Source organism: Streptomyces canus (assembly GCF_030815415.1).
In the GTDB taxonomy this organism is placed as follows: Bacteria; Actinomycetota; Actinomycetes; order Streptomycetales; family Streptomycetaceae; genus Streptomyces; species Streptomyces canus_F.
Genome location: NZ_JAUSWW010000001.1, coordinates 5,078,863 through 5,105,860 on the forward strand (window position 1 = coordinate 5,078,863; position 26,998 = coordinate 5,105,860).

25 protein-coding genes and 3 pseudogenes are annotated in these 26,998 nt (G+C 70.6%); 13 read left to right on the forward strand and 15 right to left on the reverse strand.

The window, feature by feature from the left end; translation table 11 throughout:
- Complete coding sequence (locus QF037_RS23455; protein WP_307028330.1) at positions 1 to 405, reverse strand: cupin domain-containing protein; 405 nt, start codon at positions 403 to 405, stop codon at positions 1 to 3.
- A gap of 53 nt (positions 406 to 458) precedes the next feature.
- Between QF037_RS23455 and QF037_RS23460 the strand changes: the two genes are divergently transcribed.
- Complete coding sequence (locus QF037_RS23460) at positions 459 to 1,472, forward strand: helix-turn-helix domain-containing protein (RefSeq protein WP_307028332.1); 1,014 nt, start codon at positions 459 to 461, stop codon at positions 1,470 to 1,472.
- A gap of 99 nt (positions 1,473 to 1,571) precedes the next feature.
- Positions 1,572 to 2,069: an LURP-one-related/scramblase family protein gene (locus QF037_RS23465; RefSeq protein ID WP_307028334.1), complete on the forward strand. Its 498-nt coding sequence runs from the start codon at positions 1,572 to 1,574 to the stop codon at positions 2,067 to 2,069.
- Positions 2,070 to 2,072: 3 nt separating this feature from the next.
- On the opposite strand, the gene QF037_RS23470 is transcribed toward QF037_RS23465, so the two are convergent.
- The gene (locus tag QF037_RS23470; RefSeq protein WP_307028336.1) at positions 2,073 to 2,867 is read right to left on the reverse strand and encodes a carbon-nitrogen family hydrolase; all 795 of its coding nucleotides are present in this window, start codon (positions 2,865 to 2,867) and stop codon (positions 2,073 to 2,075) included.
- A gap of 180 nt (positions 2,868 to 3,047) precedes the next feature.
- On the opposite strand from QF037_RS23470, the gene QF037_RS23475 reads away from it, so the two are divergent.
- Entirely contained in the window at positions 3,048 to 3,872 is an 825-nt protein-coding gene (locus QF037_RS23475) for a maleylpyruvate isomerase family mycothiol-dependent enzyme (RefSeq protein ID WP_307028337.1), read from the forward strand.
- Positions 3,873 to 3,916: 44 nt separating this feature from the next.
- Here QF037_RS23475 and QF037_RS23480 read toward each other — a convergent pair whose 3' ends face one another.
- Together QF037_RS23480 and QF037_RS23485 are read right to left on the reverse strand one after the other, a co-directional pair.
- Positions 3,917 to 5,209 carry an MFS transporter gene (locus QF037_RS23480; RefSeq protein ID WP_307028339.1) on the reverse strand — a complete coding sequence of 431 codons (1,293 nt, stop codon included), beginning with the start codon at positions 5,207 to 5,209 and terminating at the stop codon, positions 3,917 to 3,919.
- Complete coding sequence (locus tag QF037_RS23485) at positions 5,206 to 5,880, reverse strand: GntR family transcriptional regulator (protein ID WP_307028341.1); 675 nt, start codon at positions 5,878 to 5,880, stop codon at positions 5,206 to 5,208. Before QF037_RS23485 ends, QF037_RS23480 begins: the two co-directional genes overlap by 4 nt.
- A gap of 270 nt (positions 5,881 to 6,150) precedes the next feature.
- Between QF037_RS23485 and QF037_RS23490 the strand changes: the two genes are divergently transcribed.
- On the forward strand, positions 6,151 to 6,999 hold the full coding sequence (locus QF037_RS23490; protein WP_307037331.1) for a D-alanyl-D-alanine carboxypeptidase family protein: 849 nt from the start codon (positions 6,151 to 6,153) through the stop codon (positions 6,997 to 6,999).
- Positions 7,000 to 7,069: 70 nt separating this feature from the next.
- Here QF037_RS23490 and QF037_RS23495 read toward each other — a convergent pair whose 3' ends face one another.
- Positions 7,070 to 7,531: a GNAT family N-acetyltransferase gene (locus QF037_RS23495; RefSeq protein WP_307028343.1), complete on the reverse strand. Its 462-nt coding sequence runs from the start codon at positions 7,529 to 7,531 to the stop codon at positions 7,070 to 7,072.
- Positions 7,528 to 8,049, reverse strand: coding sequence for a hypothetical protein (locus tag QF037_RS23500; RefSeq protein ID WP_307028345.1), 522 nt, complete (start codon positions 8,047 to 8,049; stop codon positions 7,528 to 7,530). Before QF037_RS23500 ends, QF037_RS23495 begins: the two co-directional genes overlap by 4 nt.
- A gap of 153 nt (positions 8,050 to 8,202) precedes the next feature.
- Between QF037_RS23500 and QF037_RS23505 the strand changes: the two genes are divergently transcribed.
- Positions 8,203 to 9,162 (forward strand): BRO-N domain-containing protein, encoded by a 960-nt coding sequence (locus QF037_RS23505; protein ID WP_307028346.1) that lies wholly within the window; start codon positions 8,203 to 8,205, stop codon positions 9,160 to 9,162.
- Between the two features lie 379 nt (positions 9,163 to 9,541).
- Positions 9,542 to 9,967 carry a hypothetical protein gene (locus tag QF037_RS23510; RefSeq protein ID WP_307028348.1) on the forward strand — a complete coding sequence of 142 codons (426 nt, stop codon included), beginning with the start codon at positions 9,542 to 9,544 and terminating at the stop codon, positions 9,965 to 9,967.
- Positions 9,968 to 10,008: 41 nt separating this feature from the next.
- On the opposite strand, the gene QF037_RS23515 is transcribed toward QF037_RS23510, so the two are convergent.
- Positions 10,009 to 11,631 (reverse strand): protein kinase domain-containing protein, encoded by a 1,623-nt coding sequence (locus QF037_RS23515; RefSeq protein ID WP_307028350.1) that lies wholly within the window; start codon positions 11,629 to 11,631, stop codon positions 10,009 to 10,011.
- A gap of 336 nt (positions 11,632 to 11,967) precedes the next feature.
- Between QF037_RS23515 and QF037_RS23520 the strand changes: the two genes are divergently transcribed.
- On the forward strand, positions 11,968 to 13,533 hold the full coding sequence (locus QF037_RS23520; RefSeq protein WP_307028352.1) for a protein kinase domain-containing protein: 1,566 nt from the start codon (positions 11,968 to 11,970) through the stop codon (positions 13,531 to 13,533).
- 76 nt (positions 13,534 to 13,609) lie between these two features.
- Here QF037_RS23520 and QF037_RS23525 read toward each other — a convergent pair.
- From QF037_RS23525 to QF037_RS51470, 3 pseudogenes are all read right to left on the reverse strand, one after another.
- Positions 13,610 to 14,672 (reverse strand): annotated as a pseudogene (locus QF037_RS23525) (phosphotransferase).
- 92 nt (positions 14,673 to 14,764) lie between these two features.
- Positions 14,765 to 15,098: pseudogene (locus tag QF037_RS51465) on the reverse strand (pyridoxamine 5'-phosphate oxidase family protein).
- Positions 15,081 to 15,230: pseudogene (locus QF037_RS51470) on the reverse strand (DNA-binding response regulator); the annotation flags it as partial. The pseudogenes QF037_RS51465 and QF037_RS51470, both read right to left, overlap by 18 nt.
- Before the next feature lie 394 nt (positions 15,231 to 15,624).
- Between QF037_RS51470 and pdhA the strand changes: the two are divergent.
- The 3 genes from pdhA to QF037_RS23550 are packed head-to-tail and all read left to right on the forward strand — an operon-like array spanning position 15,625 to position 19,203.
- On the forward strand, positions 15,625 to 16,803 hold the full coding sequence (gene pdhA, locus QF037_RS23540; RefSeq protein WP_307028354.1) for a pyruvate dehydrogenase (acetyl-transferring) E1 component subunit alpha: 1,179 nt from the start codon (positions 15,625 to 15,627) through the stop codon (positions 16,801 to 16,803).
- 2 nt (positions 16,804 to 16,805) lie between these two features.
- The gene (locus QF037_RS23545; RefSeq protein WP_307028355.1) at positions 16,806 to 17,786 is read left to right on the forward strand and encodes an alpha-ketoacid dehydrogenase subunit beta; all 981 of its coding nucleotides are present in this window, start codon (positions 16,806 to 16,808) and stop codon (positions 17,784 to 17,786) included.
- A gap of 10 nt (positions 17,787 to 17,796) precedes the next feature.
- On the forward strand, positions 17,797 to 19,203 hold the full coding sequence (locus tag QF037_RS23550; protein ID WP_307028357.1) for a dihydrolipoamide acetyltransferase family protein: 1,407 nt from the start codon (positions 17,797 to 17,799) through the stop codon (positions 19,201 to 19,203).
- Between the two features lie 83 nt (positions 19,204 to 19,286).
- On the opposite strand, the gene QF037_RS23555 is transcribed toward QF037_RS23550, so the two are convergent.
- Positions 19,287 to 19,823 (reverse strand): bacterial proteasome activator family protein, encoded by a 537-nt coding sequence (locus tag QF037_RS23555; protein ID WP_307028359.1) that lies wholly within the window; start codon positions 19,821 to 19,823, stop codon positions 19,287 to 19,289.
- A gap of 149 nt (positions 19,824 to 19,972) precedes the next feature.
- On the opposite strand from QF037_RS23555, the gene QF037_RS23560 reads away from it, so the two are divergent.
- Positions 19,973 to 20,536, forward strand: coding sequence for a hypothetical protein (locus QF037_RS23560; RefSeq protein WP_307028361.1), 564 nt, complete (start codon positions 19,973 to 19,975; stop codon positions 20,534 to 20,536).
- A gap of 33 nt (positions 20,537 to 20,569) precedes the next feature.
- On the opposite strand, the gene QF037_RS23565 is transcribed toward QF037_RS23560, so the two are convergent.
- Entirely contained in the window at positions 20,570 to 21,550 is a 981-nt protein-coding gene (locus QF037_RS23565) for an NAD(P)H-quinone oxidoreductase (RefSeq protein WP_307028362.1), read from the reverse strand.
- 181 nt (positions 21,551 to 21,731) lie between these two features.
- Between QF037_RS23565 and QF037_RS23570 the strand changes: the two genes are divergently transcribed.
- The gene (locus tag QF037_RS23570; RefSeq protein ID WP_307028364.1) at positions 21,732 to 22,754 is read left to right on the forward strand and encodes an ATP-binding cassette domain-containing protein; all 1,023 of its coding nucleotides are present in this window, start codon (positions 21,732 to 21,734) and stop codon (positions 22,752 to 22,754) included.
- A complete protein-coding gene (locus QF037_RS23575; RefSeq protein ID WP_307028366.1) occupies positions 22,751 to 23,599 on the forward strand; it encodes an ABC transporter permease in 849 nt (282 codons plus the stop codon). The genes QF037_RS23570 and QF037_RS23575 overlap by 4 nt, the downstream gene beginning before the upstream one ends.
- Before the next feature lie 13 nt (positions 23,600 to 23,612).
- Here QF037_RS23575 and QF037_RS23580 read toward each other — a convergent pair whose 3' ends face one another.
- Genes QF037_RS23580 through QF037_RS23590 form a run of 3 tightly spaced genes read right to left on the reverse strand, consistent with a single transcriptional unit; the run spans position 23,613 to position 26,937 of the window.
- The gene (locus QF037_RS23580) at positions 23,613 to 24,710 is read right to left on the reverse strand and encodes a potassium channel family protein (protein ID WP_307028368.1); all 1,098 of its coding nucleotides are present in this window, start codon (positions 24,708 to 24,710) and stop codon (positions 23,613 to 23,615) included.
- Positions 24,707 to 26,074 carry a molybdopterin molybdotransferase MoeA gene (locus QF037_RS23585; RefSeq protein WP_307028369.1) on the reverse strand — a complete coding sequence of 456 codons (1,368 nt, stop codon included), beginning with the start codon at positions 26,072 to 26,074 and terminating at the stop codon, positions 24,707 to 24,709. The genes QF037_RS23580 and QF037_RS23585 overlap by 4 nt, the downstream gene beginning before the upstream one ends.
- On the reverse strand, positions 26,071 to 26,937 hold the full coding sequence (locus tag QF037_RS23590; protein WP_307028370.1) for an NTP transferase domain-containing protein: 867 nt from the start codon (positions 26,935 to 26,937) through the stop codon (positions 26,071 to 26,073). The genes QF037_RS23585 and QF037_RS23590 overlap by 4 nt, the downstream gene beginning before the upstream one ends.
- Positions 26,938 to 26,998 lie beyond the last annotated feature (61 nt).

Sequence of the window (26,998 nt, forward strand, 5' to 3'; positions counted from 1 at the left end):
TCACCCCAGCGTGTGCCCCGTGGTCGCGTCCACGTGGTCGGGGACGTCCTCGTGGCGATCGCCGACCGTGAGGGTGCCGGTGGGTTCGAGGAGGAGGATCGACGACGGGACGGGGGCGTACGGCTTGTGTTCCGTGCCGTGGGGGACGGTGAAGACCGAGCCCTTGGGGAGGACGACGGTGCGTTCGCCGGCCGATTCGCGCAGGGCGATGTGGAGTTCGCCGTCGAGGACGAGGAAGAACTCGTCGGTGTGGTCGTGGGTGTGCCAGAGGTGTTCGCCCTCGACCTTGGCGACGCGTACGTCGTAGTCGTTGACGGTGGTGACGATGCGGGGGCTCCACCGGTCCGTGAAGGACGCGAGGGCCTTTTCGAGGGAGATCGGCTCGGGGAAGACGGGTTCGCTCATGCCCGTCATCTTCGGCCGTGGCCCGGCACACGCGCGAGTGCTAGGAATTGCATATGCCGCAAGGATCCTCTCAAGCGAACAGGCGTCCGCACCGGGTCGCGGTCATCGTCGACGAGGGCACCAACCCCTTCGAGGTCGGCGTCGCGACCGAGCTGTTCGGGCTGCCGCGGCCCGAACTGGGGCTGCCGGGGCCGCTGTACGAGGTGACGCTGTGCGCGCCCACGCCCGGGGTGCGGATGAACCACGGGTTCTTCACGCTGAGCGGGGTGCCCGGGCTCGAAGCCGTGGACGGGGCCGACACCCTGGTCGTGCCGGGGCGCCCGGACAACGTCGTACCGCGCGGGGCCGCCGTACTCGACGCCATTCGCCGCACGCACGCGCGGGGCGCCCGCGTCATGAGCCTGTGCACCGGCAGCTTCGCGCTCGCCGAGGCGGGGCTGCTGGACGGCCGGCGGGCCACCACCCACTGGCTGTGGGCGGATGCGTTCCGCGAGCTGCATCCGGAGGTCCTCCTGGAGCCCGACGTCCTCTTCGTCGACGAGGGCGACCTCCTCACCGCCGCCGGCAGTGCCGCCGCGCTCGACCTCGGGCTGCACATCTGGCGGCGCGACCACGGTGCCGAGGTCGCCAACGCCGTGTCCCGGCGGCTGGTGTTCGCCGCCCATCGGGACGGCGGGCAGCGGCAGTTCGTGGAGCGTCCGGTGCCCGAGGTCCCGGACGAGTCGCTGGCGCCCCTGCTGGCGTGGGCGCGGGAACGGCTGGGGGAGCCGCTGACGGTCGCGGAACTCGCCGCCCGCGCGGCCGTCTCCCCCGCCACGCTGCACCGCCGTTTCCGGGCCCAGCTCGGCACGACGCCGTTGGCCTGGCTGACGGGGGAGCGCGTGGCACTGGCCTGCCGGCTGATCGAGCGGGGCGAGGAACGGCTGGACGTGGTGGCCGCCCGCAGCGGCCTGGGGACGGCCGCGAACCTCCGCGCGCGCGTGCGGCGCGCGACCGGGCTCAGCCCGTCGGCGTACCGGAGGCGGTTCGGGACATCGGCGCCAGAGGTGCCGCGGCCTCGGACCTGAGCTCTCGCAGCTCGAACACCACACCGACCCCGGCGTGCCCACCATCCCTACGGCCTATCGGTTGCGTCCCGACGCGCGGGGCGGGGAAGCCGTAACGACATGAGATTCCTCGTACGCGACCGGCTCCTCGGCTTCGGTGACGACTACTGGATCGAGGACGACCAGGGCAACAAGGTGTTCCTCGTCGACGGCAAGGCCATGCGACTGCGGGACATCTTCGAGCTGAAGGACACCCGTGGGCGCGTCCTGATCGACATCCGGCAGAAGATGTTCGCCCTGCGGGACACGATGCTCATCGAGCGGGACGGCGAACCGCTGGCCACCATCAAGCGCAAGCGGCTGTCCCTGCTGCGCAACCACTACCGGGTGTCCCTGGCGGACGGCAGCACCGAACTCGACGTCAGCGGGAAGATCCTCGACCGGGAGTTCGCGGTCGAGTACGACGGTGAGCTGCTCGCCGTGGTCTCCCGGCGGTGGCTGCACGTGCGGGAGACCTACGGCGTCGACGTCGTACGGGAGGACACGGACCCGGCGCTGCTGATCGCGGTGACGGTGTGCGTGATCCACCTCGCCGAGAAGGAGAGCGAGTCCGACTGAGCCCTAGCGGCGGGGTGCGTCCAGTCCCAGCATCCGGTCCTTCAGCGCCGGGAACTGATCCCGTGTCACGGCGACCTTCGCGGGGTCGAACTCGACGGTGAGGACCTCCTCGCCCGCGCCGGCCTCGGCCAGTACCTCGCCCCACGGATCCACCACGATCGAGTGACCGGCCTGTGGAACTCCCGCATGCGTCCCGGCCGTTCCACAGGCAAGCACGAACGCCTGGTTCTCGACCGCCCGCGCCTGGGCCAGCAGCGTCCAGTGCGCCCGGCGGCGCTCCGGCCAGCCCGCGGGGATCACCAGGGTCTCGGCGCCGGCGTCGACGAGGCCGCGGAAGAGTTCGGGGAATCGGAGGTCGTAGCAGGTCGCCAATCCGAGGGTGGTATCGGGCAGACGGACCGTCACCAGGTCCCGGCCCGCGCCCATCAGCACGGCCTCGCCCTTGTCGAAGCCGAAGCGGTGGATCTTGCGGTAGGCGGCGATCAGGTCGCCGGAGGGGGAGAAGACGAGAGAGGTGTTGTAGAGCGTGCCGTCGGCGGTGCGCTCCGGGATGGAGCCCGCGTGCAGCCAGACGCCCGTGTCGCTCGCGGCCTTCGCCATGGCCTCGTGCGTCGGCCCCTCCAGCGGCTCGGCCTCGCTGCCGAACCCCTCGTAGGCGAACGCGCCCGTGGTCCACAGCTCCGGCAGCACGACCAGATCGGCACCGGCCTGGTCCCGTACCAGGGAGGCCACCCGCCGTCGGCGCGATTCGACCGATTCGCCCTCACTTACGGCGATCTGAATCAACGAGGCGCGCACACTACCACCGTCCTGGCATTCGAGCCGTTCACACGGGCCTACGATCGTCACACGAAAGCACTGCCGGGGTGCCTCTTAGCAGCGTAACTTAGCGTTCCAAGACACCCGCCGACAGCCACACTCCCACTGGCAACGACGCCATCACCAGCCCGTGCACCGACCGCCGAGGGGTCCCGTTCCGTGAGTCTGCATCCCACCCTCCAGCCCTACGCCGACGCCTGGACCCACTCCATCGACGCGATATCCGAGCTGGTGACCCCGCTCGTGGAGGGAGAGTGGAACCGGCGTACCCCGTGCCCCGGCTGGTCGGTGCGGGACATCGTGTCCCATGTCATCGGTCTGGACACCGAGATGCTGGGGGACCCGCGCCCCATCCACTCACTGCCTCGCGACCTCTACCACGTCACCAATGAGCACCAGCGGTACACGGAGATGCAGGTCGACGTCCGCCGTCATCACACCGCGCCGGAGATGACGTCCGAGCTGGAGTACGTGATCATCCGCCGCAACCGTCAGCTGCGCAACGAGTCGCGGGATCCGGGCACGAAGGTGCGCGGCCCCCTCGGCAGCGAACTGACGCTCGAAGAGTCCATGCGCAAGCACGCCTTCGACGTCTGGGTGCACGAACAGGATCTCCGCGCCGCTCTCGGCCGCCCCGGCAACCTGGACTCCCCCGGCGCGCACATCGCCCGTGACGTCCTGCTCGCCGAGCTACCCGCCATAGTCGCCGAGAAGGCCGACGCCCCTCGCAGCTCGGCGATCGTCCTCGACGTCCACGGCCCGATCGAGTTCCTGCGCACGATCCGCGTCGACATCCAGGGCCGCGGCACCCTCGAAACGGCCCCCGCCCTCGGCCCCGCCGCCACCCTCACCCTCGACTGGGAGACCTACGTCCGCCTGGCCTGCGGCCGGGTGACGGCGGACGCGGTACCGGACCGGGTCAAGGCGGAGGGCGACCCGGCACTGACGGCGGCGATCCTGCGGAACTTCACGGTGACGCGGTAGCGGACCGGCGGTGACGGGCGGGACCGGGGGCTCAGCCCCCAGCGCTACACCGGCACGTGCACCGTCTCCACCCGGCTCGCCACCAACCGCTCCCGCTCCCGGCGGATCGCCCGCTTGCGCAGCCGCAGGATCTGGCTGATCCCCAGCGCCTGCAGCACGAAGACCGCGGAGAAGGCGATCCGGTAGTTGTTCCCGGTCGCGTCCAGCAGCACCCCGATCGCGAACAGGGTCGTCATCGAGGCGACGAAGCCGCCCATGTTGGTGATGCCGGACCCGGTGCCCTGCCGCTCCGGCGGGTTCGCCGGACGCGCGAAGTCGAAGCCGATCATGGAGGCCGGCCCGCACGCGCCCAGCACCGTGCAGAGCACCACGAGCAGCCACATCGGCGCATGCTCACCGGGGTACGCCAGCGTCACGGCCCACACCAGCCCCGTCGCCCCCACGGTCCCCAGCGCCAGCGGCAGCCGCGCCTCGTGGTGCCGGGCGACGACCTGGCCGTAGACCAGCCCGATCGCCATGTTCGACAGCACGACGAGGGTCAGCAGCTCACCGGCGACCGCCCGGGACAGCCCCTGCGCCTCGACCAGGAACGGCATGCCCCACAGCAGCAGGAACACCATCGCCGGGAACTGGGTCGTGAAGTGCACCCACAGGCCGAGCCGCGTGCCCGGCTCCCGCCACGAGGCGGCGATCTGGCGTCGTACGTAGGCCGCGCCCTGGTGCGGGAAGGGCTCCGGCTCCTGTCCCTCGGGGTGGTCCTTGAGGAAGAGCAGCAGCAGGACCAGCACGACGACACCCGCGACCGCGCTGCCCGCGAAGGCCGCCGTCCAGCCGATGCCGTGCAGCAGCCGGGCCAGCACGAGGGTGGAGACCAGGTTGCCCGCCATGCCGACCAGCCCCGCGAACTGCGCGACCATCGGCCCGCGCCGGGCCGGGAACCAGCGGGTGCCGAGCCGCAGCACGCTGATGAACGTCATCGCGTCACCGCAGCCCAGCAGCGCGCGCGAGGCGAGGGCCATGCCGTACGAGGGGGAGAAGGCGAAGCCGAGCTGTCCGGCCGTGAACAGCACCACCCCGATGGTCAGCACCTTCTTGGTGCCGAGCCGGTCGACGAGCAGACCGACCGGTATCTGCATGCCCGCGTACACGAGCAGCTGGAGGATGGAGAAGGTCGACAGCGCGGAGGCGTTGACGTGGAACCGGTCGGCGGCGTCGAGGCCGGCCACCCCCAGCGAGGTACGGAAGATGACGGCGACGAAGTAGACGGAGACGCCGATGCCCCAGACGGCCATCGCGCGGCGGCCGCCCGGAGGGTCACCCGGCAGAGTGGCGCTCATCGGACCTCGCCCCGCGCCAGATGCGAGAACCACTCGACGTGGCCGTGGATGAGCCCGACGACCGCCTCCGCGTCGCCGGAGCGCAGCGCGTCGAGGATCTGCTCGTGCTCGACGAGGGTCTTGGTGATGCGGTCGGGGTGAGCGTGCATCACGGCGACGCCCATCCTCAACTGCCGGTCGCGGAGCTGGTCGTAGAGCCGGGACAGGATCTCGTTGCCCCCGCTGCGGACGATCTCGGCGTGGAAGCAGCGGTCGGTGACGGCGGCGCCGGCCAGGTCCCCGGCGGCGGCCTGCTCCTTCTGCTGGGCGAGGAGTTCCTCGAGCCGTGCGATGAGCCGCGGCGATGCCGGTACGGCCTTGCGCGCGGCGTGTTCCTCGACGAGCTGGCGGGTCTCCACCACGTCCGCGATCTCCTGTGCGGAGACGGGCAAGACCAGCGCGCCCTTCTTCGGGTAGAGCTTGATCAGCCCCTCCACCTGGAGCCGCAGCAGCGCCTCGCGCACCGGTGTCCGCGAGACCCCGACGGCCTCGGCGAGCTCGCCCTCGGTGAGCAGGGTGCCGCCCTCGTAGCGGCGCTCCAGGACGCCCTGCTTGACGTGGTCGTAGACGCGGTCGGCGGCGGGCGGCTGCTTGATGTGAGCGACGGACGGGGCGGGTGGGGCTGAAGGCATGCGCACATCATAGATACAACACGTACGCATGACGGAGACCCGTCCATATTGCGGAATCCAGGGGCCCCAGGGGCCCCGCAGGGCAGGGAAACCCGAACTCGCCCCAGCGGCCGCACAACCTTCTGTGCTACTTACGAGTCAGACACGTGCGGCCCCAACAGCTTTTCAGGTCAACTCGGCCGCACGCCAGGGGCATTCAACGTATTCGGGGTACCTCACTTGATTACCGGCATTCAGGGCATCCGTATCCGCAGAGCTGTAGCCGTGGCCGTGACCACCGGCTCGCTGCTCGCCACCGGAGCCCTCACCGCGGCGCCGGCGCAGGCCGTCACCGCGCCCACCATCACCGCCAAGGGCGGGTTCCTGATGAACAGCGCCACCGGCACGACGCTCTTCTCGAAGTCGCCCGACACCAAGCGGCTCACCGCGTCCACCACCAAGGTCATGACCGCGAAGGTCGTCCTGTCGCAGTCGAACCTGAACCTGGACGCCAAGGTCACGATCAAGAAGGCGTACAGCGACTACATCGTCGCCAACGGCGCCTCGTCGGCGGGTCTGATCGTCGGTGACAAGGTCACCGTCCGCCAACTGCTCTACGGGATGCTGCTGAAGTCGGGCTGCGACGCCGCGATGGCGCTCGCCGACAAGTACGGCTCCGGCACGACGGTCGCGGCCCGCACCAAGAGCTTCATCGGCAAGATGAACACCATGGCCACGAGCCTGGGCATGAAGAACACGAAGTTCGACTCGTTCGACGGCATCAGCAAGGGCGCCAACGCCTCGACGCCGCGCGACCTGACGAAGCTCGCCCGCAGCGCGATGAAGAACTCCACCTTCAAGTCCGTCGTCAAGACCAAGTCGTACACGGCGAAGACGATCACGAAGACGGGCTCCACCCGCACCATGGCGGCGTGGAAGAACACCAACCTGCTGCTCGGCTGGAACGGCACGCTCGGCGTGAAGACCGGCTCCGGCACCGAGGCCAAGTACTGCCTCATCTTCGCCGCCACGCTCAACGGCGAGTCGGTGATCGGTACGGTCCTCACCGCACCCAACGAGGCCAGCCGCACGACGGACGTGAAGAAGCTGATCAACTACGGCTACGCGAAGATCAGCTGACACGCGGCATGTGTGCGTGAAGCAGAGGAAGGGGCCTGCCACGGCGGGCCCCTTACTCATGTACCGAGCCTCATGTGACGGGCAGAAGGAACCGCCGCTTGTCCTTGGACGTGGCCCCGATCCGCCCGTAGAACCGAATGGCCCCGTCGTTCCACGCGGGCGTCTGCCACTCCACATGCCCGACGCCGAGCGCCCGCGCCTCATCCCGTACGGCGTCCATGAGCGCCTCCCCGATGCCGAGCCCGCGGTGCCCGTCCCGCAGGAACAGACAGTCCATGTGGAGGTACTCGGCACCGTCCCAGGTGGACACCTCGGCGGAACAGGTGGCGTACCCGACGACGGTCCCGCCCAACTCCGCGACGAGACACCGCAGTCGTGGCTCGGGGCTCCCGAACATCAGGGGCCGCAAGCGCTCTTCGAGCCCGGGGGCGGGCGGTTCGGCCTTCTCGTAGACGGCGTGCTCGGCGATCAGCGCGACGACGTCCGTCAGTTCCTCGGGCCGCGCCCGCCGCACGACGGGGCCACCGCTCACCGGACCTCACCCTCCAGCACCTCCGCGGACCAGGCGGCGAGCCGCGCGCCGATCTCCCCGTCCCCGTCCAGCACATGCCGCACCCAGGCGTCTCGCTCGTACGCGAGCACGGCCGCCTCCCACACGCAGGGCGCCAGCCCCTGCCGCCCCGGCCGCAGCCCCTCCGGCTCGCCGACGGGCCCGACGAACACCGCGAGGTCGGACATGTCCCCCTCGATCCACGTGTGCACCAGCACGTAGTCCCCGTCCCCACCGGCATGTACCAGCAGCACGGCGACCCCGAGAGAGCCACGCAGCCCGGCACTGCCGAGATGCGCCTCGGCGACCGCCAACCCGGCGCCCACGCCCTCGACCTGACGCCCGGGGGCTTCGATGCCGTACGCCTTCACCAGATGCCCGGCGACCTCGTGCGTCCCCAACGGCCTTACGACGCGGGCGTGATGGGTGTCGGCGAGCGAGGTCAGAGTGGGCAGGTCCACGGACGCGGGCGCTTCTGAGACGGTTCGAAGATCGGCCATACGGTCATGATGCCTGGTCCTGGTCGCTATACACCCATCCATGGTGGCCCCGCGGCGAGATCCATGATCTTCCCTCCGCAATCGTGAACATTGCTGCGCTGGCTGGCATATTCGCTTTTGTCCGCTCCACGTTCCGCAGCGGAGGTGGTTCACATGATCGAACCCAGCAAGCATCAGCCCGATCCTCGGACACAGCATGACGCGATCGACGTCAGCGACTTCGTGTACGCGGCTACCGGAGCCCGTATCCGGAGGCTGACGATGCCGGACGGGACGCACTGGTTTCCCGCGGTGGATGTCTGCAGGCAATTGGGGCACACCAACTCGCGGCAGGCACTCGCCGACCATGTCCCGGATGGCCATCGAGAGATTCTCGAGACCGTAACTGGAGCTTACGGTCTCAGCATTCCCGCAGGTAGAGAGTGGCGTCGAGACCTGAACGTCATCTCTCTCCAAGGTCTCATCCTCCTCGTCAACGCCTGCACCAAGCCGGCCTGCGCCCCCTTCAAACAGTGGGCGGTCGAAGTGATCGAGACCGTCCAGCGCGAGGGTTCCTACACCCTCGAAGAGGCCGAGGTGCAGCCCACCGAACCGGGTGCCCCGATCGCGTACGCGATGCCGGAGCAGGTCGCGGAGGCCATCGTCCGGCTGGAGGCGCACAACCTTCAGGTCGACGAAGAACTCGCGAACGCGCAGCGCGAATCACTGGCCGTGCAAAGGGAGATGCTGGAGATGCAGCGCGCGACGCTCACGGCGCAGCAGGCCATCGCCCAGGCCATGGACCGCATCGCGAACCGGCTCGACGTCCTCGCTCTTGACCGTCCGACACCCACCGCCGACTTCTCGGACCACCCGACCACCGAGGCCGTACTGGCCGACTGGCGGCAGCGGCTCTCCGTGACCGCGGACGTCTGGGCGGTCGCGGTGGTGATCGCTCCCGTGCTGGTCGAGGAGGGCGAGCTGAGGCAGCCGCTCGACTCGATCGCCGCCCGCACCGGCCTGTCCGTCCACCGCGTCAACGAATGCCTGCGCCTGCTGCGCAAGCACGCCTGCATCCACCCCCGGGGCGGTGCCGAGGACGGGACGCCGGTCTACGTGCTCAAGCGTTCCTGACCGCTCTCTCGCTCTTAGGTGAAGGGACGGCCGCAATCCGAACTTGCGGCCGTCCCTTCGGTTTTCAACCTACCGCCTCAGACCACCTCGACGAACGCGGTCCACGCGGCGGGCGTGAGCCGGAGGAGGGTGGTGGGTGTGTTGCGGGCGACTTCCAGGATCCGTCGATCAGGCTGACCGAGCCACACCAACCCGCGGCGGCTGCGCGTCGACGCCTACAGAGCCACGTACGAGACCGACGGCGACACCGTAGTCATCAAGATCCTCATGCTCGGCAGTGCGGCAGCCTGAGGCAGGTCACAGCATGATCAATGTGGGCATGTCAGAAACGCCGGAGACCTAGTCTTTCGGTGTTTCTGACATGCCCAGGAGGATCCACATGAAGATGAGGCACGCCCTCGTCACCGCAGGCGCCCTCGCCTGCCTTTCCATCCCGCTCGTGGCCTCGCCGGCCGCCGCCGACTCGATGGTGACGGGCAACTGCACCGCCACCGGTGCGTACGGCGCCTACACCGGCTTCTTCACCAGCTCCACCCGGGTCGACCCGCTGAGACTGAGAGTGCTCGACACCGCGGCCGACGGCCACCACGTGGCCATCCGCCTGGTCACCGTCGAGAACGACGGCGACCACATCGCGTGGAGCTTCCGCCACTACTACGGCGGCAACGGTGGCGAGGCCACCTGGGACACGTACGCGACATCGTCGAACGGCATCGCCGCGGTGCGGATCCAGGTCGGCGTCTTCGAGGGCGACGACCTTCTGCGGCTCTGCTCCAGCGACCTGAAGTGGAACCCGTATACCTGACGGATCCCGGGGTGGGGCCCGTCCGGTTCCACCCCGGCCTCTTAACTGGCCGGAACGCCCGTCGAGACGTCGAACTGCATGTCCGGCGGGTTCTTCGGGTCGAAGTCCGTCCCGGCCTTGGGGAACTGTTTCATGATCGTGCCCTGGCCGTACGTGCTCTCGGGGTAGTCGTTGGCGTCGTACTGCCAGCCCGCCGCCTGTAGGCACAGCTTGACCGAGTCCCAGTTCTTGAACGCGAAGTCCGGCATCCGCACCTGATCCGGGTCGTTGTACGACTCCTGCGGCTCCGTGCACTCGGTCGTCTCGACCGTCCGTTCCGCGTCCCCGGTCCGGTACCCCGACGGCGTCGACGAGGTGGTCGGTGTGGTGTCGCCGCCGGCGTCGTCGTCCGTCCCGCCCCCGCTCAGCGTCAGCGCCGCGATCAGGCCGCCGACCGCCACGACGGACACGATGATCGAGCCGAGGATGACCGGCTTGTTGCTCTTGCGGCCGCCGCCCGAGGGCGGTGCCTGCTGCGGGGTGATGTTGTACGGCGGCGGAGTCGAGGCGTACGCGTTCGGCGCCGGCGTGGGGGTCTGGTACCCGCCCTGCTGCGGATAGCCGTACGCCGGGGAGGGAGTCGAGGGCGGCGGGGTGCCGTAGGGGTTCGGCGTCGGCTGGTACGGCGTCTGGACCGGGCCCGTCGGCGCCGGGGTCCCCTGGTCCACCGGCGGGAACACCGCCGAGCCCACGCCCGCCCCGCTCGACGTCTGCGCGCCGGGGACGATGCTCGGCGCGGCCGCCTGGAAGGACGCCGCCACCCGCAGGCACTCGGTGCGCATGGCCTCGGCGCTGGGGAAGCGCTCGTTCGGGTTCTTCTTCAGGGCGCGGGCGATCAGCGCGTCCACCGCGGGCAGCAGCGCGCGGTTGATCTGCGACGCGGCCACCGGCTCTTCCTGCACATGCGCGTACGCGATCGCCAGCGGCGAGTCCGCGTCGAACGGCAGCCGCCCGGTGACCAGTTGGAACAGCATGATGCCGACCGAGTAGAGGTCGGAGCGCGCGTCCACACCGCGGCCCAGCGCCTGCTCGGGGGAGAGGTACTGGGGGGTGCCGACGACCATGCCGGTCTGCGTCATCGACGTGACACCCGACTGCATGGCGCGCGCGATGCCGAAGTCCATGACCTTGACGACGCCGCGCTTGGTCATCATCACGTTGCCGGGCTTGATGTCGCGGTGGACCAGGCCCATCTCGTGGCTGATCTCCAGCGCCGCCAGCACATCCGCGGTGATCTTCAGCGCCTTGTCTGCGGGCATCGCGCCGTACTGCCGTACGTCCTCGTCGAGCACCGAGCCGAGCGGCCGGCCCTCGACGTACTCCATGACGATGTACGGCATCGTCATCCCGTCGAGGTTGTCCTCGCCGGTGTCGAAGACCGAGACGATGTTGGTGTGCGTGAGCTTGGCCACCGCCTGGGCCTCGCGGCGGAAGCGCTCGCGGAAGGCCTGTTCCCGGCCCAGCTCGGTGTGGAGGGTCTTGATCGCGACGGGGCGGTCGAGCACGGTGTCGTGCGCGAGGTGCACCGAGGCCATGCCACCCTCACCGAGCAAGTCGCGCAGCTGATAGCGGTTGTTGGCGATCGCCCGCCCCGCATACCGGCCGTGTGCGCCGTCCTGGCTCATGTTCCGCGTCCCCCATCGGCCATCAGGCGCCGGCCCGACTGTCGTTGATCGAATGGCTCATTCCCGGCCAAGTCTGCCCCACGGCACTGACAGGTCAAGCCGGGTGCCCGTTCCGTGACCGTACGCGAAAGAAGCGTCGCGGAAGCGTTACAGGGGACCTACGGCCGGTACACAGAATTTGCACGACAGCGCGTGCTACCGCTTTGATGACCGGTCCGGCTCGGACCGGTCCCCGGACTCATCCCGGACCGGAGGCTTGCGCAAAGGCTGTAGCGTGGCCGACGGAGACCGTAACAACACCGCGCGCACCGCGGGCAGAAACGACGGCGAGGACCGATGGCACAGCAGCAGCGCGCTCAGGGCCCGTCCGACCCCGAGGCGGCTGGCGGCGGAATGTCAGACGCGCCGGAGATGTGGGGCAACGGCGGACTGGTCGGCGACGGCCGGTACCGGCTGACACACAGACTCGGCCGGGGCGGCATGGCCGAGGTGTTCGCCGCCGAGGACGTACGTCTCGGCCGCACCGTGGCGGTCAAACTGCTGCGCTCCGACCTCGCCGAGGACCCGGTCTCCAAGGCCCGCTTCACCCGCGAGGCCCAGTCCGTGGCCGGCCTCAACCACCACGCGATCGTCGCGGTGTACGACTCCGGCGAGGACTTCGTGAACGGCCATGCCGTTCCGTACATCGTCATGGAGATCGTCGAGGGCCGGACGATCCGGGACCTTTTGCTCAACGCCGAGGCCCCCGGGCCCGAGCAGGCGCTGATCATCGTCTCCGGGGTCCTGGAGGCACTCGCCTACTCCCACCAGCACGGCATCGTGCACCGGGACATCAAGCCGGCCAACGTCATCATCACCCACAGCGGCGCCGTGAAGGTGATGGACTTCGGCATTGCCCGCGCCTTGCACGGCGCGCAGTCGACGATGACGCAGACCGGCATGGTCATGGGCACCCCTCAGTACCTGTCGCCCGAGCAGGCGCTCGGCAAGGCGGTGGACCACCGCTCCGACCTGTACGCGACGGGCTGCCTCCTGTACGAACTCCTCGCGCTGCGGCCGCCGTTCACCGGTGAGACGCCGCTGTCCGTCGTCTACCAGCACGTCCAGGACATCCCGACGCCGCCGTCCGAGGTGTCCGACGCGACGCCTCCGGAGCTCGACGGCCTGGTCATGCGCTCGCTCGCCAAGGAGCCGGACGACCGGTTCCAGACGGCCGAGGAGATGCGCGGGCTCATCCAGTACGGGCTGCAGATGCTGTACGAGCAGGGCGGTCACACCGGCACCTGGAACACCGGTCCTGTCGCGGTGCACGACGGCCGGCAGACCCCCTCGGGCGGCTTCGCCGGGACCACCGTCATGCAGCACCCCGGTGACGCCTCCGGCACCACGCAGATCCCGCAGCCGATCCTGCCCGGCGGCTACGGCGGCGGGGACGACGGCGGCTTCGAGGGGCACGGCAACCGGGGCAGCGGCCGCGGCAAGCTGTGGATCCTCGCCGTCCTCGCGGTGGTCGCCATAGCGGCGGGCGTCGCGCTGGCGCTGAACGGGAGCGGCGGGGGTGGTGGCGGTGACGGCACCACCCAGAAGCCGACCACCTCCACGACGCCTTCGAAGACGACGAGCGAGTCGCCGAGCGACGAGCCGACGGACGAGGCGACCGACACGCAGACCGACGACGGGTCCACGGGCACCGATCCGTCCTACACCCCGTCCTACACACCGTCGTACACGCCGTCCCCGACACCGACGGAGACGGCGACGGAGCCCACGGGCGACCCGACGAGCGCGGAGCCGACGGACGAGCCGACGGACACCGGGGAGCCCACGGACACCGCCGAGCCCACCGACACGACTGGTGGCGACCCCGGCGGCGACGCCGGTGGCGTAGGAGACGGCACCTGACGCAGGACACCGCCACGCGCGCGTACGGGCCGGACACGGACCGCACGCGCGCGTGGCGTTTTTCCGGGCGGGCGGCTCAGCCGGCGAAGGCGTCGCACACCGCCTCGTACTCCCGCGTCCACCACACCACCAGCGCCGAGGCCGCAGGGAACTGGGGGTCCGCGCGGGTGTCGCCGCGTTCGTAGTGCCAGCGCAGCATCCAGAAGTCGTTGAGGCGCTCCCACCAGACCCGGTGGACGGCCGCCGCCAGCTCCGAGGGCGGGGCGCCCGCCGTACGCCGGTACGCGCGCGCGTACGCCCGCACCTTCGGCAGGTCGAGCGCCCCCCGCGGGCCGTACGAAGAAGATCGCGGCGGCGCGTACGGCCTCCTCCGCGCGGGGCTGCACGCCCAGCCGGTCCCAGTCGACGATCGCGGCCGGGGCGTCCCCCTGGTAGAGCAGGTTGAACGGGTGGAAGTCCCCGTGCACCCACCCCACGCACCCGCCCCGCGGCGGCCGCCGGTCCGCGTGCCGCTCCAGCAGCGCCCGCCGCTCCAGGAGCCGGTGCCGGGCCAGCTCGTCGAAGGAGTCGGCGGGACGGTGCCGGCGTACGCGGGCGAGCAGGTCGTCGATGAGGGCGAAGGTGTCGGCGGGGCCGGCGCTCCCGGCGCCGGGGTCTGCGGCGGGCGTGGGCGCGCTGCCCGGCGGCCCGGCACCCGCCTCACCGCGCGCGCCCGGTACGCGTCCCTGCACCGGCATCACCCGCTCCAGGCTCGCGTGCACCACGCCGAGCAGCGCCCCCAGCCGTCCGCACTGCTGCGGTGTCAGCTGGCCCCCGTGGCGGTGGCGGCCCTCGATCCATGGGCGCAGGGCGTAGGAGTGGCCGCCGATGACCGCGACCGTGCGGCCGTCACGGTCGGGCAGGGGAGGGGCGACCGGGACGCCCAGGGCCGCCAGCCGCTCGGTGGCGCGGTGCTGGCGGGCGATGGCGGCCGGGTCGGCGGTCTCGGGGTCGAAGTGGTGCTTGAGGAAGTAGTGGCCGCGGGTCGTGCGCAGGCGGTAGCCGCGGTTCAGCAGCCCCTGGTCGACGGGTTCGCAGGTGACGGCGGAGCCGGCGGCGTACTGGCTGAGGAGGGCCCGCAGCGGGGGCGTGTGAGGCATGGGGGGTGGTACACAAGGGCGCGGCACGCGCCAGATGCTAGGGCACGAGCCGGGCCTGTGAGCTGGGCGTTGTCACAGACAGTCGCTTTCGGTCACGGCATGTGCGCGAAGCGACTTTCCAGGGCGCCGTCGGTCGAGTGGACCGTGCCGAACTGCGGCTCGACGAGCAGTTAGACAGGCTCATACGAACCGGTCGAGTTCGGCGGCCGTCGGCTCGTACGCCGAGCACTCGCCCACGACCTGGACGGACCACAGCCCCGCGCCCGGCCGGGCCGAGCCCAGATTGTCCGCGCCGTACGCGACGACACCGCCGGCGCACGCGCGGTGGTAGCCGCAGTTCCCGGGCAGCCTCAGCAGGACCCGCCCGTCGTCCACGACGTGCCGGGCGAGGGCGAGGAAGGGCAGGGCGCGCATGCTGGTGGCCACCCGGCCGTAGTCGGTGCGGGCGAGCAGGGACTTGCGGGCGGCGACGTCCCGTACGGCCGCCAGGAGTTCGTTGCCCCGGATGGCCTTCAGGACATATCCCGAGGCACCCGCCATGATCGCGTCGAAGAGGGCGTACCGGCCTCGCCGACCACCTCGATGTCGTCCTGTGTCTGAGAGCTCGCTTCAGGCAGGCTCTTCCCGTGACCTGGGTCACCGGGTTAACGTGCCGTTGTTCCGGCCCCCTGCAAGGCTGTGACCAGGAGTTGTTCCCGACTTTCGCGATTTACTTGGAAATCCAAGCAAAATCGCAGGTCAGGAGGGGTTTCACAGAAATGTGAGGCACTGGGTAACGTGCATTGTGCAGGGCGCTCGCCGGGGCACCTGTCACGCCTGTTCCCGACCGAGTCGCACCCACCCCGTGCGTCCGCAGGGCTACAGGTGAGCCGCTCCCCCAGGCTCTGAACGAGCCGAGGGGAACCCCAGGCCCCCGGCGAACCCGGGTAGCCGGACCGACGGAGGAGCACACGTGACCGTGGAGAGCACTGCCGCGCGCACACCGCGACGCAGCGCCAGTACCAAGAGCACGGCCGGCAAGCGCACGACCGCCAAGAAGCAGCCGGGCACCGAGCCCGAGCTCGTGCAGCTGCTGACGCCCGAGGGCAAGCGCGTCAAGGACGCCACGTACGACAAGTACGTCGCCGGCATCACCCCCGAAGAGCTCCGCGGTCTGTACCGCGACATGGTGCTCACCCGCCGCTTCGACGCCGAGGCCACCTCCCTGCAGCGCCAGGGCGAGCTGGGCCTGTGGGCCTCGCTGCTCGGCCAGGAGGCCGCCCAGATCGGCTCCGGACGGGCCACCCGCGAGGACGACTACGTCTTCCCGACCTACCGCGAGCACGGCGTCGCCTGGTGCCGCGGGGTCGACCCGAGCAACCTGCTGGGCATGTTCCGCGGCGTGAACAACGGCGGCTGGGACCCCAACACCAACAACTTCCAGCTCTACACGATCGTCATCGGCTCCCAGACCCTGCACGCCACCGGCTACGCCATGGGCATCGCGAAGGACGGCGCGGACAGCGCGGTCATCGCCTACTTCGGCGACGGCGCGAGCAGCCAGGGCGACGTGGCCGAGTCCTTCACCTTCTCCGCGGTCTACAACGCCCCCGTCGTGTTCTTCTGCCAGAACAACCAGTGGGCGATCTCCGAGCCCACCGAGAAGCAGACCCGCGTGCCGCTCTACCAGCGCGCCCAGGGCTTCGGCTTCCCGGGCGTGCGCGTGGACGGCAACGACGTGCTGGCCTGCCTCGCGGTCACCAAGTGGGCCCTGGAGCGCGCCCGCAACGGCGAGGGCCCGACGCTGGTCGAGGCGTACACCTACCGGATGGGCGCCCACACCACCTCCGACGACCCGACCAAGTACCGGGCCGACGAGGAGCGCGTGGCCTGGGAGGCGAAGGACCCGATCCTGCGCCTTCGCCGGTACCTGGAGGCCTCAAACCACACGGACGACGGATTCTTCGCGGAACTCGAGGCCGAGAGCGAGGCGTTGGGCAAGCGAGTACGTGAAGCGGTCCGCGCCATGCCGGACCCGGACCACTTCGCCATCTTCGAGCACGCGTACGCGGACGGACACGCGCTCGTCGACGAGGAGCGCGCCCAGTTCGCCGCCTACCAGGCGTCGTTCGCAGAGGAAGAGGGGGTCTGACCATGGCAGCCGAAAAGTTGGCCCTGGCCAAGGCGATCAACGAATCGCTGCGCCGCGCCCTGGAGACGGACCCCAAGGTCCTCATCATGGGCGAGGACGTCGGCAAGCTCGGCGGTGTGTTCCGGGTGACGGACGGACTGCAGAAGGACTTCGGCGAGGAGCGGGTCATCGACACCCCGCTCGCCGAGTCGGGCATCGTCGGCACCGCGATCGGCCTCGCGCTGCGCGGCTACCGCCCGGTGGTGGAGATCCAGTTCGACGGCTTCGTCTTCCCGGCCTACGACCAGATCGTCACGCAGCTCGCGAAGATGCACGCCCGCTCGCTGGGCAAGGTCAAGCTCCCCGTCGTCGTGCGCATTCCCTACGGCGGTGGCATCGGCGCGGTCGAGCACCACTCGGAGTCCCCCGAGGCCCTCTTCGCGCACGTGGCCGGCCTCAAGGTCGTCAGCCCCTCCAACTCGTTCGACGCGTACTGGATGATGCAGCAGGCCATCCAGAGCGACGACCCGGTGATCTTCTTCGAGCCCAAGCGGCGCTACTGGGACAAGGGCGAGGTCAACACCGAAGCCATCCCCGGCCCGCTGCACAGGGCACAGGTGGTCCGTGAGGGCACCGACCTCACCCTGGTCGCTTACGGCCCGATGGTGAAGCTCTGCCGGGAGGTCGCCGACGCGGCCGCCGAGGAAGGCAGGAACCTCGAGATCCTCGACCTGCGCTCGGTGTCACCGCTGGACTTCGACTCCATCCAGGCCTCGGTCGAGAAGACCCGCCGTCTGATCGTCGTCCACGAGGCACCGGTGTTCTTCGGCTCGGGCGCGGAGATCGCGGCCCGGATCACGGAGCGCTGCTTCTACCACCTGGAGGCCCCGGTGCTCCGGGTCGGCGGCTACCACGCCCCCTACCCGCCGGCCCGCCTGGAAGAGGAGTACCTGCCGGGCCTGGACCGGGTACTCGACGCCGTCGACCGTGCCCTGGCGTACTGAGGAGAGGGTCGTGACGACGATGACGGAAGCGTCCGTACGCGAGTTCAAGATGCCGGACGTGGGCGAGGGGCTCACCGAGGCCGAGATCCTCAAGTGGTACGTCAAGCTCGGTGACGAGGTCACCGACGGCCAGGTGGTGTGCGAGGTCGAGACCGCCAAGGCGGCCGTCGAACTGCCCATCCCCTACGACGGTGTCGTCCGGGAGCTCCACTTCCCCGAGGGCACCACGGTCGCCGTGGGTATGTCGATCATCGCGGTGGACGTGTCGGGCGGGGCGGCTCCCGCCGAGGCACCGGCGCCCGCCGCCGAACCCGAGCCCGAGAAGAAGCCCGAGGGCCGCCAGCCCGTGCTCGTCGGGTACGGCGTCGCCGCGTCCTCGACCAAGCGGCGCCCCCGCAAGGGCCCCCAGGTCCCGGTCCAGGAGCCCGCACCGGTCCAGGAGACCCCGGCCGTGATCCAGGCCGAGCTGAACGGCCACGGGGCACCGGTGGCGGCGCTCAAGGAGCGCCCGCTGGCCAAGCCTCCGGTGCGCAAGCTGGCCAAGGACCTCGGCGTCGACCTGACGACGATCGTCCCGTCCGGCCCCGACGGCATCATCACCCGCGAGGACGTCCACGCGGCGGCGGCCCCGGAGCCGGCGGTAGTCGAGACGCCGGCGCCCACCGCGGCCCCCGCCCAGGCGCCCGCGCCCGTACCGACGTACGACACGGCCAGGGAGACCCGTATCCCGGTCAAGGGCGTCCGCAAGGCGACGGCCGCGGCGATGGTCGGCTCGGCGTTCACCGCGCCGCACGTCACGGAGTTCGTGACGGTCGACGTGACCCGCACGATGAAGCTCGTCGAGGAACTCAAGCGGTCCGACAAGTACGGGATGCAGGGGCTGCGGGTGAACCCGCTGCTGCTGATCGCCAAGGCCCTGCTGGTAGCCATCAAGCGGAACCCGGACGTCAACGCGTCCTGGGACGAGGCGAACCAGGAGATCGTGCAGAAGCACTATGTGAACCTGGGCATCGCCGCGGCCACCCCGCGCGGTCTGATCGTGCCGAACATCAAGGATGCGCACGCCAAGACGCTGCCGCAGCTGGCTCAGGCGCTGAGTGAGCTGGTGGTGACGGCGAAGGACGGGAAGACCTCGCCCGCCGCCATGCAGGGCGGCACCGTCACCATCACCAACGTCGGCGTCTTCGGCGTCGACACCGGTACGCCGATCCTCAACCCCGGCGAGTCCGCGATCCTCGCGGTCGGCGCGATCAAGCTCCAGCCGTGGGTCCACAAGGGCAAGGTGAAGCCGCGTCAGGTGACGACGCTGGCGCTCTCCTTCGACCACCGGCTGGTCGACGGCGAACTGGGCTCCAAGGTGCTGGCGGACGTGGCGGCGATCCTGGAGCAGCCGAAGCGGCTGATCACCTGGGCGTGAGGCATCAGTGCCATGAGGCCCGAGTGCCGTGAGGCATGAGTGAAGGGGCCGGCGTTCTTCGCCGGCCCCTTCGTTTACGTGGTTTACAGGTAGGGCCCGCCCGAACGGCCCGCCGCGGGACCGTCCTCGCCGTCATGGCCGACGCCGGGCGGCAGCGCCCGCCGCATCTGCTCCAACTGCGCCCGCGCGGCCATCTGCTGGGCGAACAGGGTGGTCTGGATCCCGTGGAAAAGACCCTCCAGCCAGCCGACCAACTGCGCCTGCGCGATCCGCAGTTCGGCATCGCTCGGGGTCGCCCCGTCCGTGAAGGGCAGGGAGAGCCGCTCCAGCTCCTCGACCAGCTCAGGGGCCAGACCGTCCTCCAGCTCCTTCACCGAGCTACGGTGGATCTCCTTGAGCCGGACCCGGCTCGCCTCGTCCAGGGGAGCCGCTCGCACTTCCTCCAGAAGCTGCTTGATCATGCTGCCGATCCGCATGACCTTGGCGGGCTGTTCCACCATCTCCGTCACCGGAATCTCGCGGGAGTCCTCGTCCCCGGTGCCGCCGAGCGCCATTCCGTCCTGGCCAACGACCAGGATCTGGGGCTGCTCGGGCGACCGTTCGTTCCTCGGCATCTCCATGCCGCCATTCTCTCGCACCGGTACACCTCACCACTGAGGTGCCCCCCATGGAAGGTGATCCACCGTTTACGGTGCGGATTGTGCGGCCTCTTCGGCACTTCGGCGGCGCCCGGAATGCCGCGAGCCCGGCCCGGTGTGACGCTGGTCCCGTGACGCGATGGCTGCGCACAGTGCGCACTACCGGACTGTTGATCGCCCTGGGGGCGGGAGCGGTCGCGATTCCGTGCGGGGCGGGGACGTCGTACGGCGCCGAGGCGGTGCGCGGGGTGCGATACGTCCCGAAGGTGGAAACCGAACGGTCCGAACCGGTGCTGCACGGCGCCCGGTCCGTCCCGCGCGCCGAAACCACCGCGTCCCCCTCGGCCGAGCCGTCGCGGGCCGGAAGCCGGGCGGGTGAGGGGCGGGAGCGGCCGGGGCGGCGGGAGGCAGCGGAGGCTACGGAGACCGGCGAGGAGGACGCGGGTGCGGGCGTCGGGAGCGAGAGCGAGGCCGAGCCGCCCGCCGACGGGGACGCCACCGTCGTAGCGGAGCCGTCGCGGGAAGCCGTACCGGACGCCTCCCCGCCGCCGCAGCGGCCCGGGCGGCAGGGCGTCACCCGTGCCGAGAGCCCCACCGAGCCCGTCCTGCGGATCCTGCCGCTCGGCAGCGGTCTGGTCCTGATCGGGCTCGGTCTGGGGCTCGCGTTCGTCGGCCTGCGGGTGCGACGGGGCTGAGGGCCCCGAGGGGCCGCCCTGCCCGGCGTACCCCTACTCCACGACCAGCAGCACCTTCCCCACGTGCCCGCTCTCCTCCACCACCCGGTGCGCCGCCGCCGCGTCGCTCATCGGGATCTCGCGGTCCACCACGGGACGGACATGGCCCCCGTCCAGCAACGGCCAGACGTGTTCTCGTACCGCCGCCACGATCGCCGTCTTCTCGGCCGCCGGACGGGCCCGCAGCGACGTCGCGCTGATGGCGGCGCGCTTGCCCAGGAGCGCCGCGATGTTCAGTTCGCCCTTGATGCCGCCCTGCATGCCGATGATCGCGAGGCGGCCGTTGACGGCGAGGGTCTGGACGTTGCGGTCGAGGTACTTCGCGCCCATGTTGTCGAGGATCACGTCGGCTCCCGCGCCGCCGGTCGCCTGCTTCACCTCGGCCACGAAGTCCTGCTCCCGGTAGTTGACCAGGATGTCCGCGCCGAGCCCGGCACAGTGGTCCAGCTTCTCCCTCGTGCCCGCCGTGACCGCGACCTTCGCACCGACCGCCTTCGCCAGCTGGATCGCCATCGTGCCGATGCCGCTGGAGCCGCCGTGCACGAGCAGCGTCTCGCCCGGGCGCAGGTGGGAGATCATGAAGACGTTCGACCAGACCGTGCAGGTCACCTCGGGCAGCGCGGCGGCCTGCCGGAGGTCGACGCCCTTGGGCACGGGCAGCAGCTGACCGGCCGGCACGACGACCTTCTCGGCGTACCCGCCGCCCGACAGCAGCGCGCACACCTCGTCGCCCACCGCCCAGCCGGAGACACCGGGTCCGGTTTCGACGACACGGCCCGAGCACTCCAGGCCGGGGTGGGGGGAGGCGCCGGGCGGCGGGTCGTAGAAGCCCTGGCGCTGCAGGATGTCGGCCCGGTTGACGGCACTGGCCACCACCTCGACCAGCACCTCGCCCTCGCCGGGCACCGGATCGGGGGCCTCGTCCCACACCAGCGCCTCGGGCCCACCAGGTTCGGGAATCGTGATCGCACGCATGAGGGCGACGCTACTCCTCCGTCCCGGGTCGCAGTCCCCTCGGTCGTCGGACGGAGCGGCCCCCGGTCATTGGGCGGATCCACTCGAAAATCCCTGTGCGCGACCGATGAGTTTGCGCGACGGTAAAGGTCTCCCCATGCGTAGCCCAAGCACGCGCTAGCACGCGGAAGGACAACCCACCATGAGCCAGCACACCTCCGGCCTGGCCATCGAGACGGCGGGACTGGTGAAGACGTTCGGCGAGACGCGGGCCGTCGACGGAGTCGACCTCTCCGTCCCGGCCAGCACGGTCTACGGCGTCCTCGGCCCGAACGGCGCCGGCAAGACGACCACCGTGAAGATGCTCGCCACCCTCCTGCGCCCCGACGGCGGCCAGGCCCACGTCTTCGGCCACGACATCGTCCGCGAGGCCGACGAGGTGCGCGGCCGGGTGAGCCTCACCGGTCAGTACGCCTCTGTCGACGAGGACCTCACCGGCGCCGAGAACCTGATCCTGCTCGCCCGTCTCCTCGGCCACCACAAGAAGGCCGCGCGGGTGCGCGCCGGGCAGCTCCTGGAGGCCTTCGGGCTGACGGACGCGGCCGCGAAGCAGGTCAAGCACTACTCGGGCGGCATGCGGCGGCGCATCGACATCGCCGCGTCCATCCTCAACACTCCCGACCTGCTGTTCCTCGACGAGCCGACGACCGGCCTCGACCCGCGCAGCCGCAACCAGGTGTGGGACATCGTGCGCGCGGTGGTCGCCCAGGGCACCACCGTGCTGCTGACCACGCAGTACCTGGACGAGGCCGACCAGCTGGCGTCCCGGATCGCCGTCATCGACCGCGGCAAGGTGATCGCCGAGGGCACGAAGGGCGAGCTGAAGGCGTCCGTGGGCGCCGGATCCGTCCATCTGCGACTGCGCGACCCGGCTCAGCGGCCCGCGGCGGAACAGGTACTGCGGCTGGCGCTGGACACGGACGTACAGCTGGAGCCCGATCCCGTGGCACTGACCGCCCGCCTCGGCGGCACGACCAGCGACAGCGCGGCCGAGCAGGCATCCCGGGCCCTCGCCGAACTGGCCCGCACCGGCATCACCGTCGACAACTTCTCCCTGGGCCAGCCCAGCCTGGACGAGGTGTTCCTCGCCCTCACCGGACACGACACCCGCGACGACTCGCAGAACGACCCGAAGCCCTCCAAGGACGAGGAGGTCGCGGCATGAGCACCGTGACACAGACCGAGACCCAGGACCTCGCCCCCGTCAGCGCCGAGTCCCTCGCCGCACTGCTGGTCTCCGGGGAACGGCCGCCGCGGCCCAGCGCCCTGTCGGCCTCGCTGACCTTCGGCTGGCGGGCGATCCTCAAGATCAAGCACGTCCCCGAGCAGCTCTTCGACGTCACCGCGTTCCCGATCATGATGGTGCTGATGTACACGTACCTGTTCGGGGGCGCCCTGGCGGGCTCCCCGAAGGAGTACATCCAGTTCCTGCTGCCCGGCATCATGGTGATGTCGGTCGTGATGATCACGATGTACACGGGTGTCTCGGTGAACACCGACATCGAGAAGGGCGTCTTCGACCGCTTCCGGACGCTGCCCATCTGGCGGCCGTCGACGATGGTCGGCTATCTGCTCGGCGATGCCCTGCGCTACACGATCGCGTCCGTCGTGATGCTCACCGTCGGCCTGATCCTCGGCTACCGCCCGGACGGCGGGCTCGGCGGCGTGCTCGCCGGAGTCGCGCTGCTGATCGTCTTCTCGTTCGCGTTCTCGTGGATCTGGACGATGTTCGGGCTGCTGCTGCGCACCGAGAAGTCGGTGATGGGCGTCAGCATGATGGTGATGTTCCCGCTGACCTTCCTGTCGAACATCTTCGTCGACCCGAGGACCATGCCGGGCTGGTTGCAGGCCTTCGTCAACAACAGCCCCATCACCCATCTCTCCTCGGCCGTCCGCGAACTGATGGCGGGCGACTGGCCCGCCGACGAGATCGCCTGGTCACTGGGGTGGGCGGCCCTGTTCGTGGCGGTCTTCGGACCCATCACGATGCGGCTCTACAACAGAAAGTAGGTCTCAGCGAGTCTCAGTCCTGGCGAAGCGGGCGGACGTCGGGCGCGATCTGCGAGCCCGGCGTCGCCCGCACGATGGTGATCAGCCGGTCCGTCAGCTCCAGCGTCCCGACGGCCGCATCGTCGTATCCGAGCACCCGGTGTCCGCGTACGACGCTCACCACCAGGTCCTCCGTCTCCCGCGGCTTCTTGCCCACCTCGGCCTTTATGACCGGCCGTTCGATGATGTCGAGCCCGGTGCCCTGCTGGATGAGGTCCTCCATCACCATGCCGGCGGCCGGGCTCAGCACGGAGAGCCCGAGCAGCCGGCCGGCGGCACTGGCGCTGGTGATGACCGCGTCGGCGCCGGACTGCTTCAGCAGCGGCGCGTTCTCCTCCTCGCGCACAGCGGCCACGATCTTGGCGCCCTTGTTGAGCTGCCGGGCCGTCAGCGTCACCAGCACCGCCGTGTCGTCGCGCTGGGTCGCGATGATGATCTTCCGGGCCTTGTGCACCTCGGCCCGCTTCAGCACCTCGCTGCGCGTCGCGTCGCCGACGATCCCCGCGTAGCCGTCGGCCGTGGCCGCCTCGATCACCTTGGAGCTGGGGTCGACCACGACGACCTGCTCTTTCTTCAGGCCCGTCGCACAGACGGTCTGGATCGCCGAGCGCCCCTTCGTACCGAAGCCGACGACGACGGTGTGGTCGCGCAAGGTGGACCTCCAGCGATTCAGGCGCCATTCCTCCCGGGTGCGTTCGGTGAGGACCTCGAGGGTGGTTCCGACCAGGATGATCAGGAACAGCACACGCATCGGCGTGATGAGGAAGATGTTGGTGAGCCGGGCGGCGTCACTGACCGGGGTGATGTCGCCGTATCCGGTGGTGGAGAGGGAGACGGTCGCGTAGTAGAAGGCGTCGAGGAGGTCGACGGAGTCGTCAGAGCTGTCGCTGTAGCCGCCGCGGTCGGCGTACACGATCAGTGCCGTGCCCACCAGGAGCAGCAAGGCCATGATCACCCGCCTGGCGACCTGCCGGAACGGGTGCTCCACCACTTTCCTCGGGAGTTTCACCCGATAGGTCACGAGATGTTCGTCCGCCTGGCGGGCGATCGCGTCATGGCCCGGAAGTTTCACGTGAAACACACCTCGATTCCGGCGGACGCCCAGGGCAGGTCGAGCAGTTCCAGCTCCTGACCGGGGCGGGCACCACCGGGCGGTACGACGGCCAGCGCGTCCGCCGCCGCGATGCCCCGCAGCATGGCCGGCCCGTTGTAGTGCAGCGGGACGGCGCTGTCGCCGCGCAGGACGACGGGGATGAGCCGGGTGTCGTACGGGTGCCCGTGCGCTTCGTCCCGCACGGGCAGGGTGTACGGCTCGGGGGCGGGGCGTGCCGCGAGCGTCCGCAGCAGCGGTTCGGCGAGCGTGAGCAGACCGGAGACGGCGGCGAGGGGGTTGCCGGGCAGGCCGACGAGGTGCTGGTGCTCCTTGGTGCGGGCCAGCAGCATGGGGTGGCCGGGGCGCACCTTGACGCCGTCGACGAGGAGTTCGGCGCCGATCCGCCGCAGTGTGGGGTGGACGTGGTCGACGGGGCCGGAGGCGGTGCCGCCGGTGGTGACGATCAGGTCGGCGTCGGAGGTGGTGATCGCCTTGTAGAGGGCTTGGGCGTCGTCCCCGAGCCGGCGTACGGCGGTGACCTCGGCGCCGAGTCCGCGCAGCCACGGCGGCAGCATCGGGCCGAGCGCATCACGGATGAGACCGTCGTGCGGGAGCCCCTCGGTGAGCAACTCGTCGCCGAGGACGAGGACTTCGGCGCGGGGGCGGGGGATCGCGGTGAGGGTGTCGTACCCGGCGGCCGCGGCGAGCCCGAGAACGGCCGGGGTCACGAGGGTGCCGACGGGCAGGAGTTGGTCTCCGCTGCGGCATTCCTGGCCCCGCGGGCGGATGTCCTGGCCATGGCGGGTGTCGCGGGTGGCGTGCAGCCGGCCCTGGGCATCGGTACGGCCGTGCTCGCTGCGGATGACCGCGGTGGTGTCCAGGGGGATGCGGGCGCCGGTGGCGATCCGGACGGCCTCCCCGTCGGTGAGCGGCTGCGGCTCCGCGTGTCCGGCCAGAACACCCTCGTCCCGTACGTCCCAGGGGCCGGGTCCGGCGACCGCCCAGCCGTCCATCGCGGAGGTGTCGAAGGAGGGCAGGTCGGTGAGGGCGGTGAGGGGGCCGGCCAGGGTGAGGCCGAGGGCGGTGTCGAGGGGTACGGAGACGGGGGCGCGGCGGGCGGCCCGGGTGCCGGCACGGGCGGCGCGTGCGGCGACGGCACGGGCCTCGGGCCAGGAGGTGGCGCGGTGGTGGGTGTCGGGCTTGTGGCCGGTGGGCGACGTGGGCTGTGGCGGGGGCGTCCGGTCTGCGGGGGTGCGGGCGTTGTCGCCGTTCACGAGGGCGAGCACCTCCTCCACGTCCAGTTCCTCGGCGTCCTCGGCGTCCGCGCCGGTGCCGGCGGTCATCCGGCGTCGGTGTCGGGCTTGGGACCGGCGTCCGGGGCGCTCTCCTCGGACCAGCCGAGCGCGAGGTCGGCGGCCTTGCGGGCGAGTTCGGCCACCGTCTGCGGGCCTCCCCCGGCCTGTGCGGCCGCGTAGCCGACGAGGAAGGTCGTCAGCGGCGCCGCGGGCCTGGCCACGTTGTGGGCGGCGTCGCGGGCGAGGTCGAGCAGGACGCCGGTGTCGACGTCGAGTTCGATGCCCAGCTCGTCCTTGACTGCGGAAATCCATTCATCCAACACGTGCCCATGCTCCCTGATGCGTGCCCTGGCGGCGGCGATGTCGTCCCAGGTGTCGCAGTCGAACGACGCGACGGGGTCCGGGACACGAGTGAGGTGGAGGCCTGCGGTGAGGCGACGCAGGGGGAGGCCGGTGAGGCCGTCGTGCTCCGTGCCGAGCGCGACCAGCTCGCGGCGGAGGGCGGCGGCGCGGTACGCGGCCACGAGCGGTTGGTCACGGCCGTCGGCATCGGTGAGCAGCGCGCCTTCGGTGTCCCCCGTCCGCAGGGTGGTCAGCAGGTGCCGGACGGTGTCGGCGGCGAGGAACGGCAGGTCGGCGGAGAGGACGACGACGTCCGGCGCGGTGGTGTGGCTCAGTCCGGCGCCGAGTGCGGCGAGCGGGCCTCCGCCGGGCGGGTCCTCGCGGGCCCAGGTCACGGGCCGTGCGGTGGGCCGGGGATCGGCGACGACGACGGTGGTGCGCGCGTCGGCGCAGGCCGCCAGGACCCGGTCGAGCAGCGCCCGGCCGCCCACCCGTACCCCGGGTTTGTCGGCACCGCCGAGCCGCCGGGCGGCACCCCCGGCGAGCACGACGACGTCGTAAGCGGTCACCCCCCGAGTATGCGTGCCGTGGCGATCACAGGGAACGCAGGGGAGGCCGTGCAATCAGTGC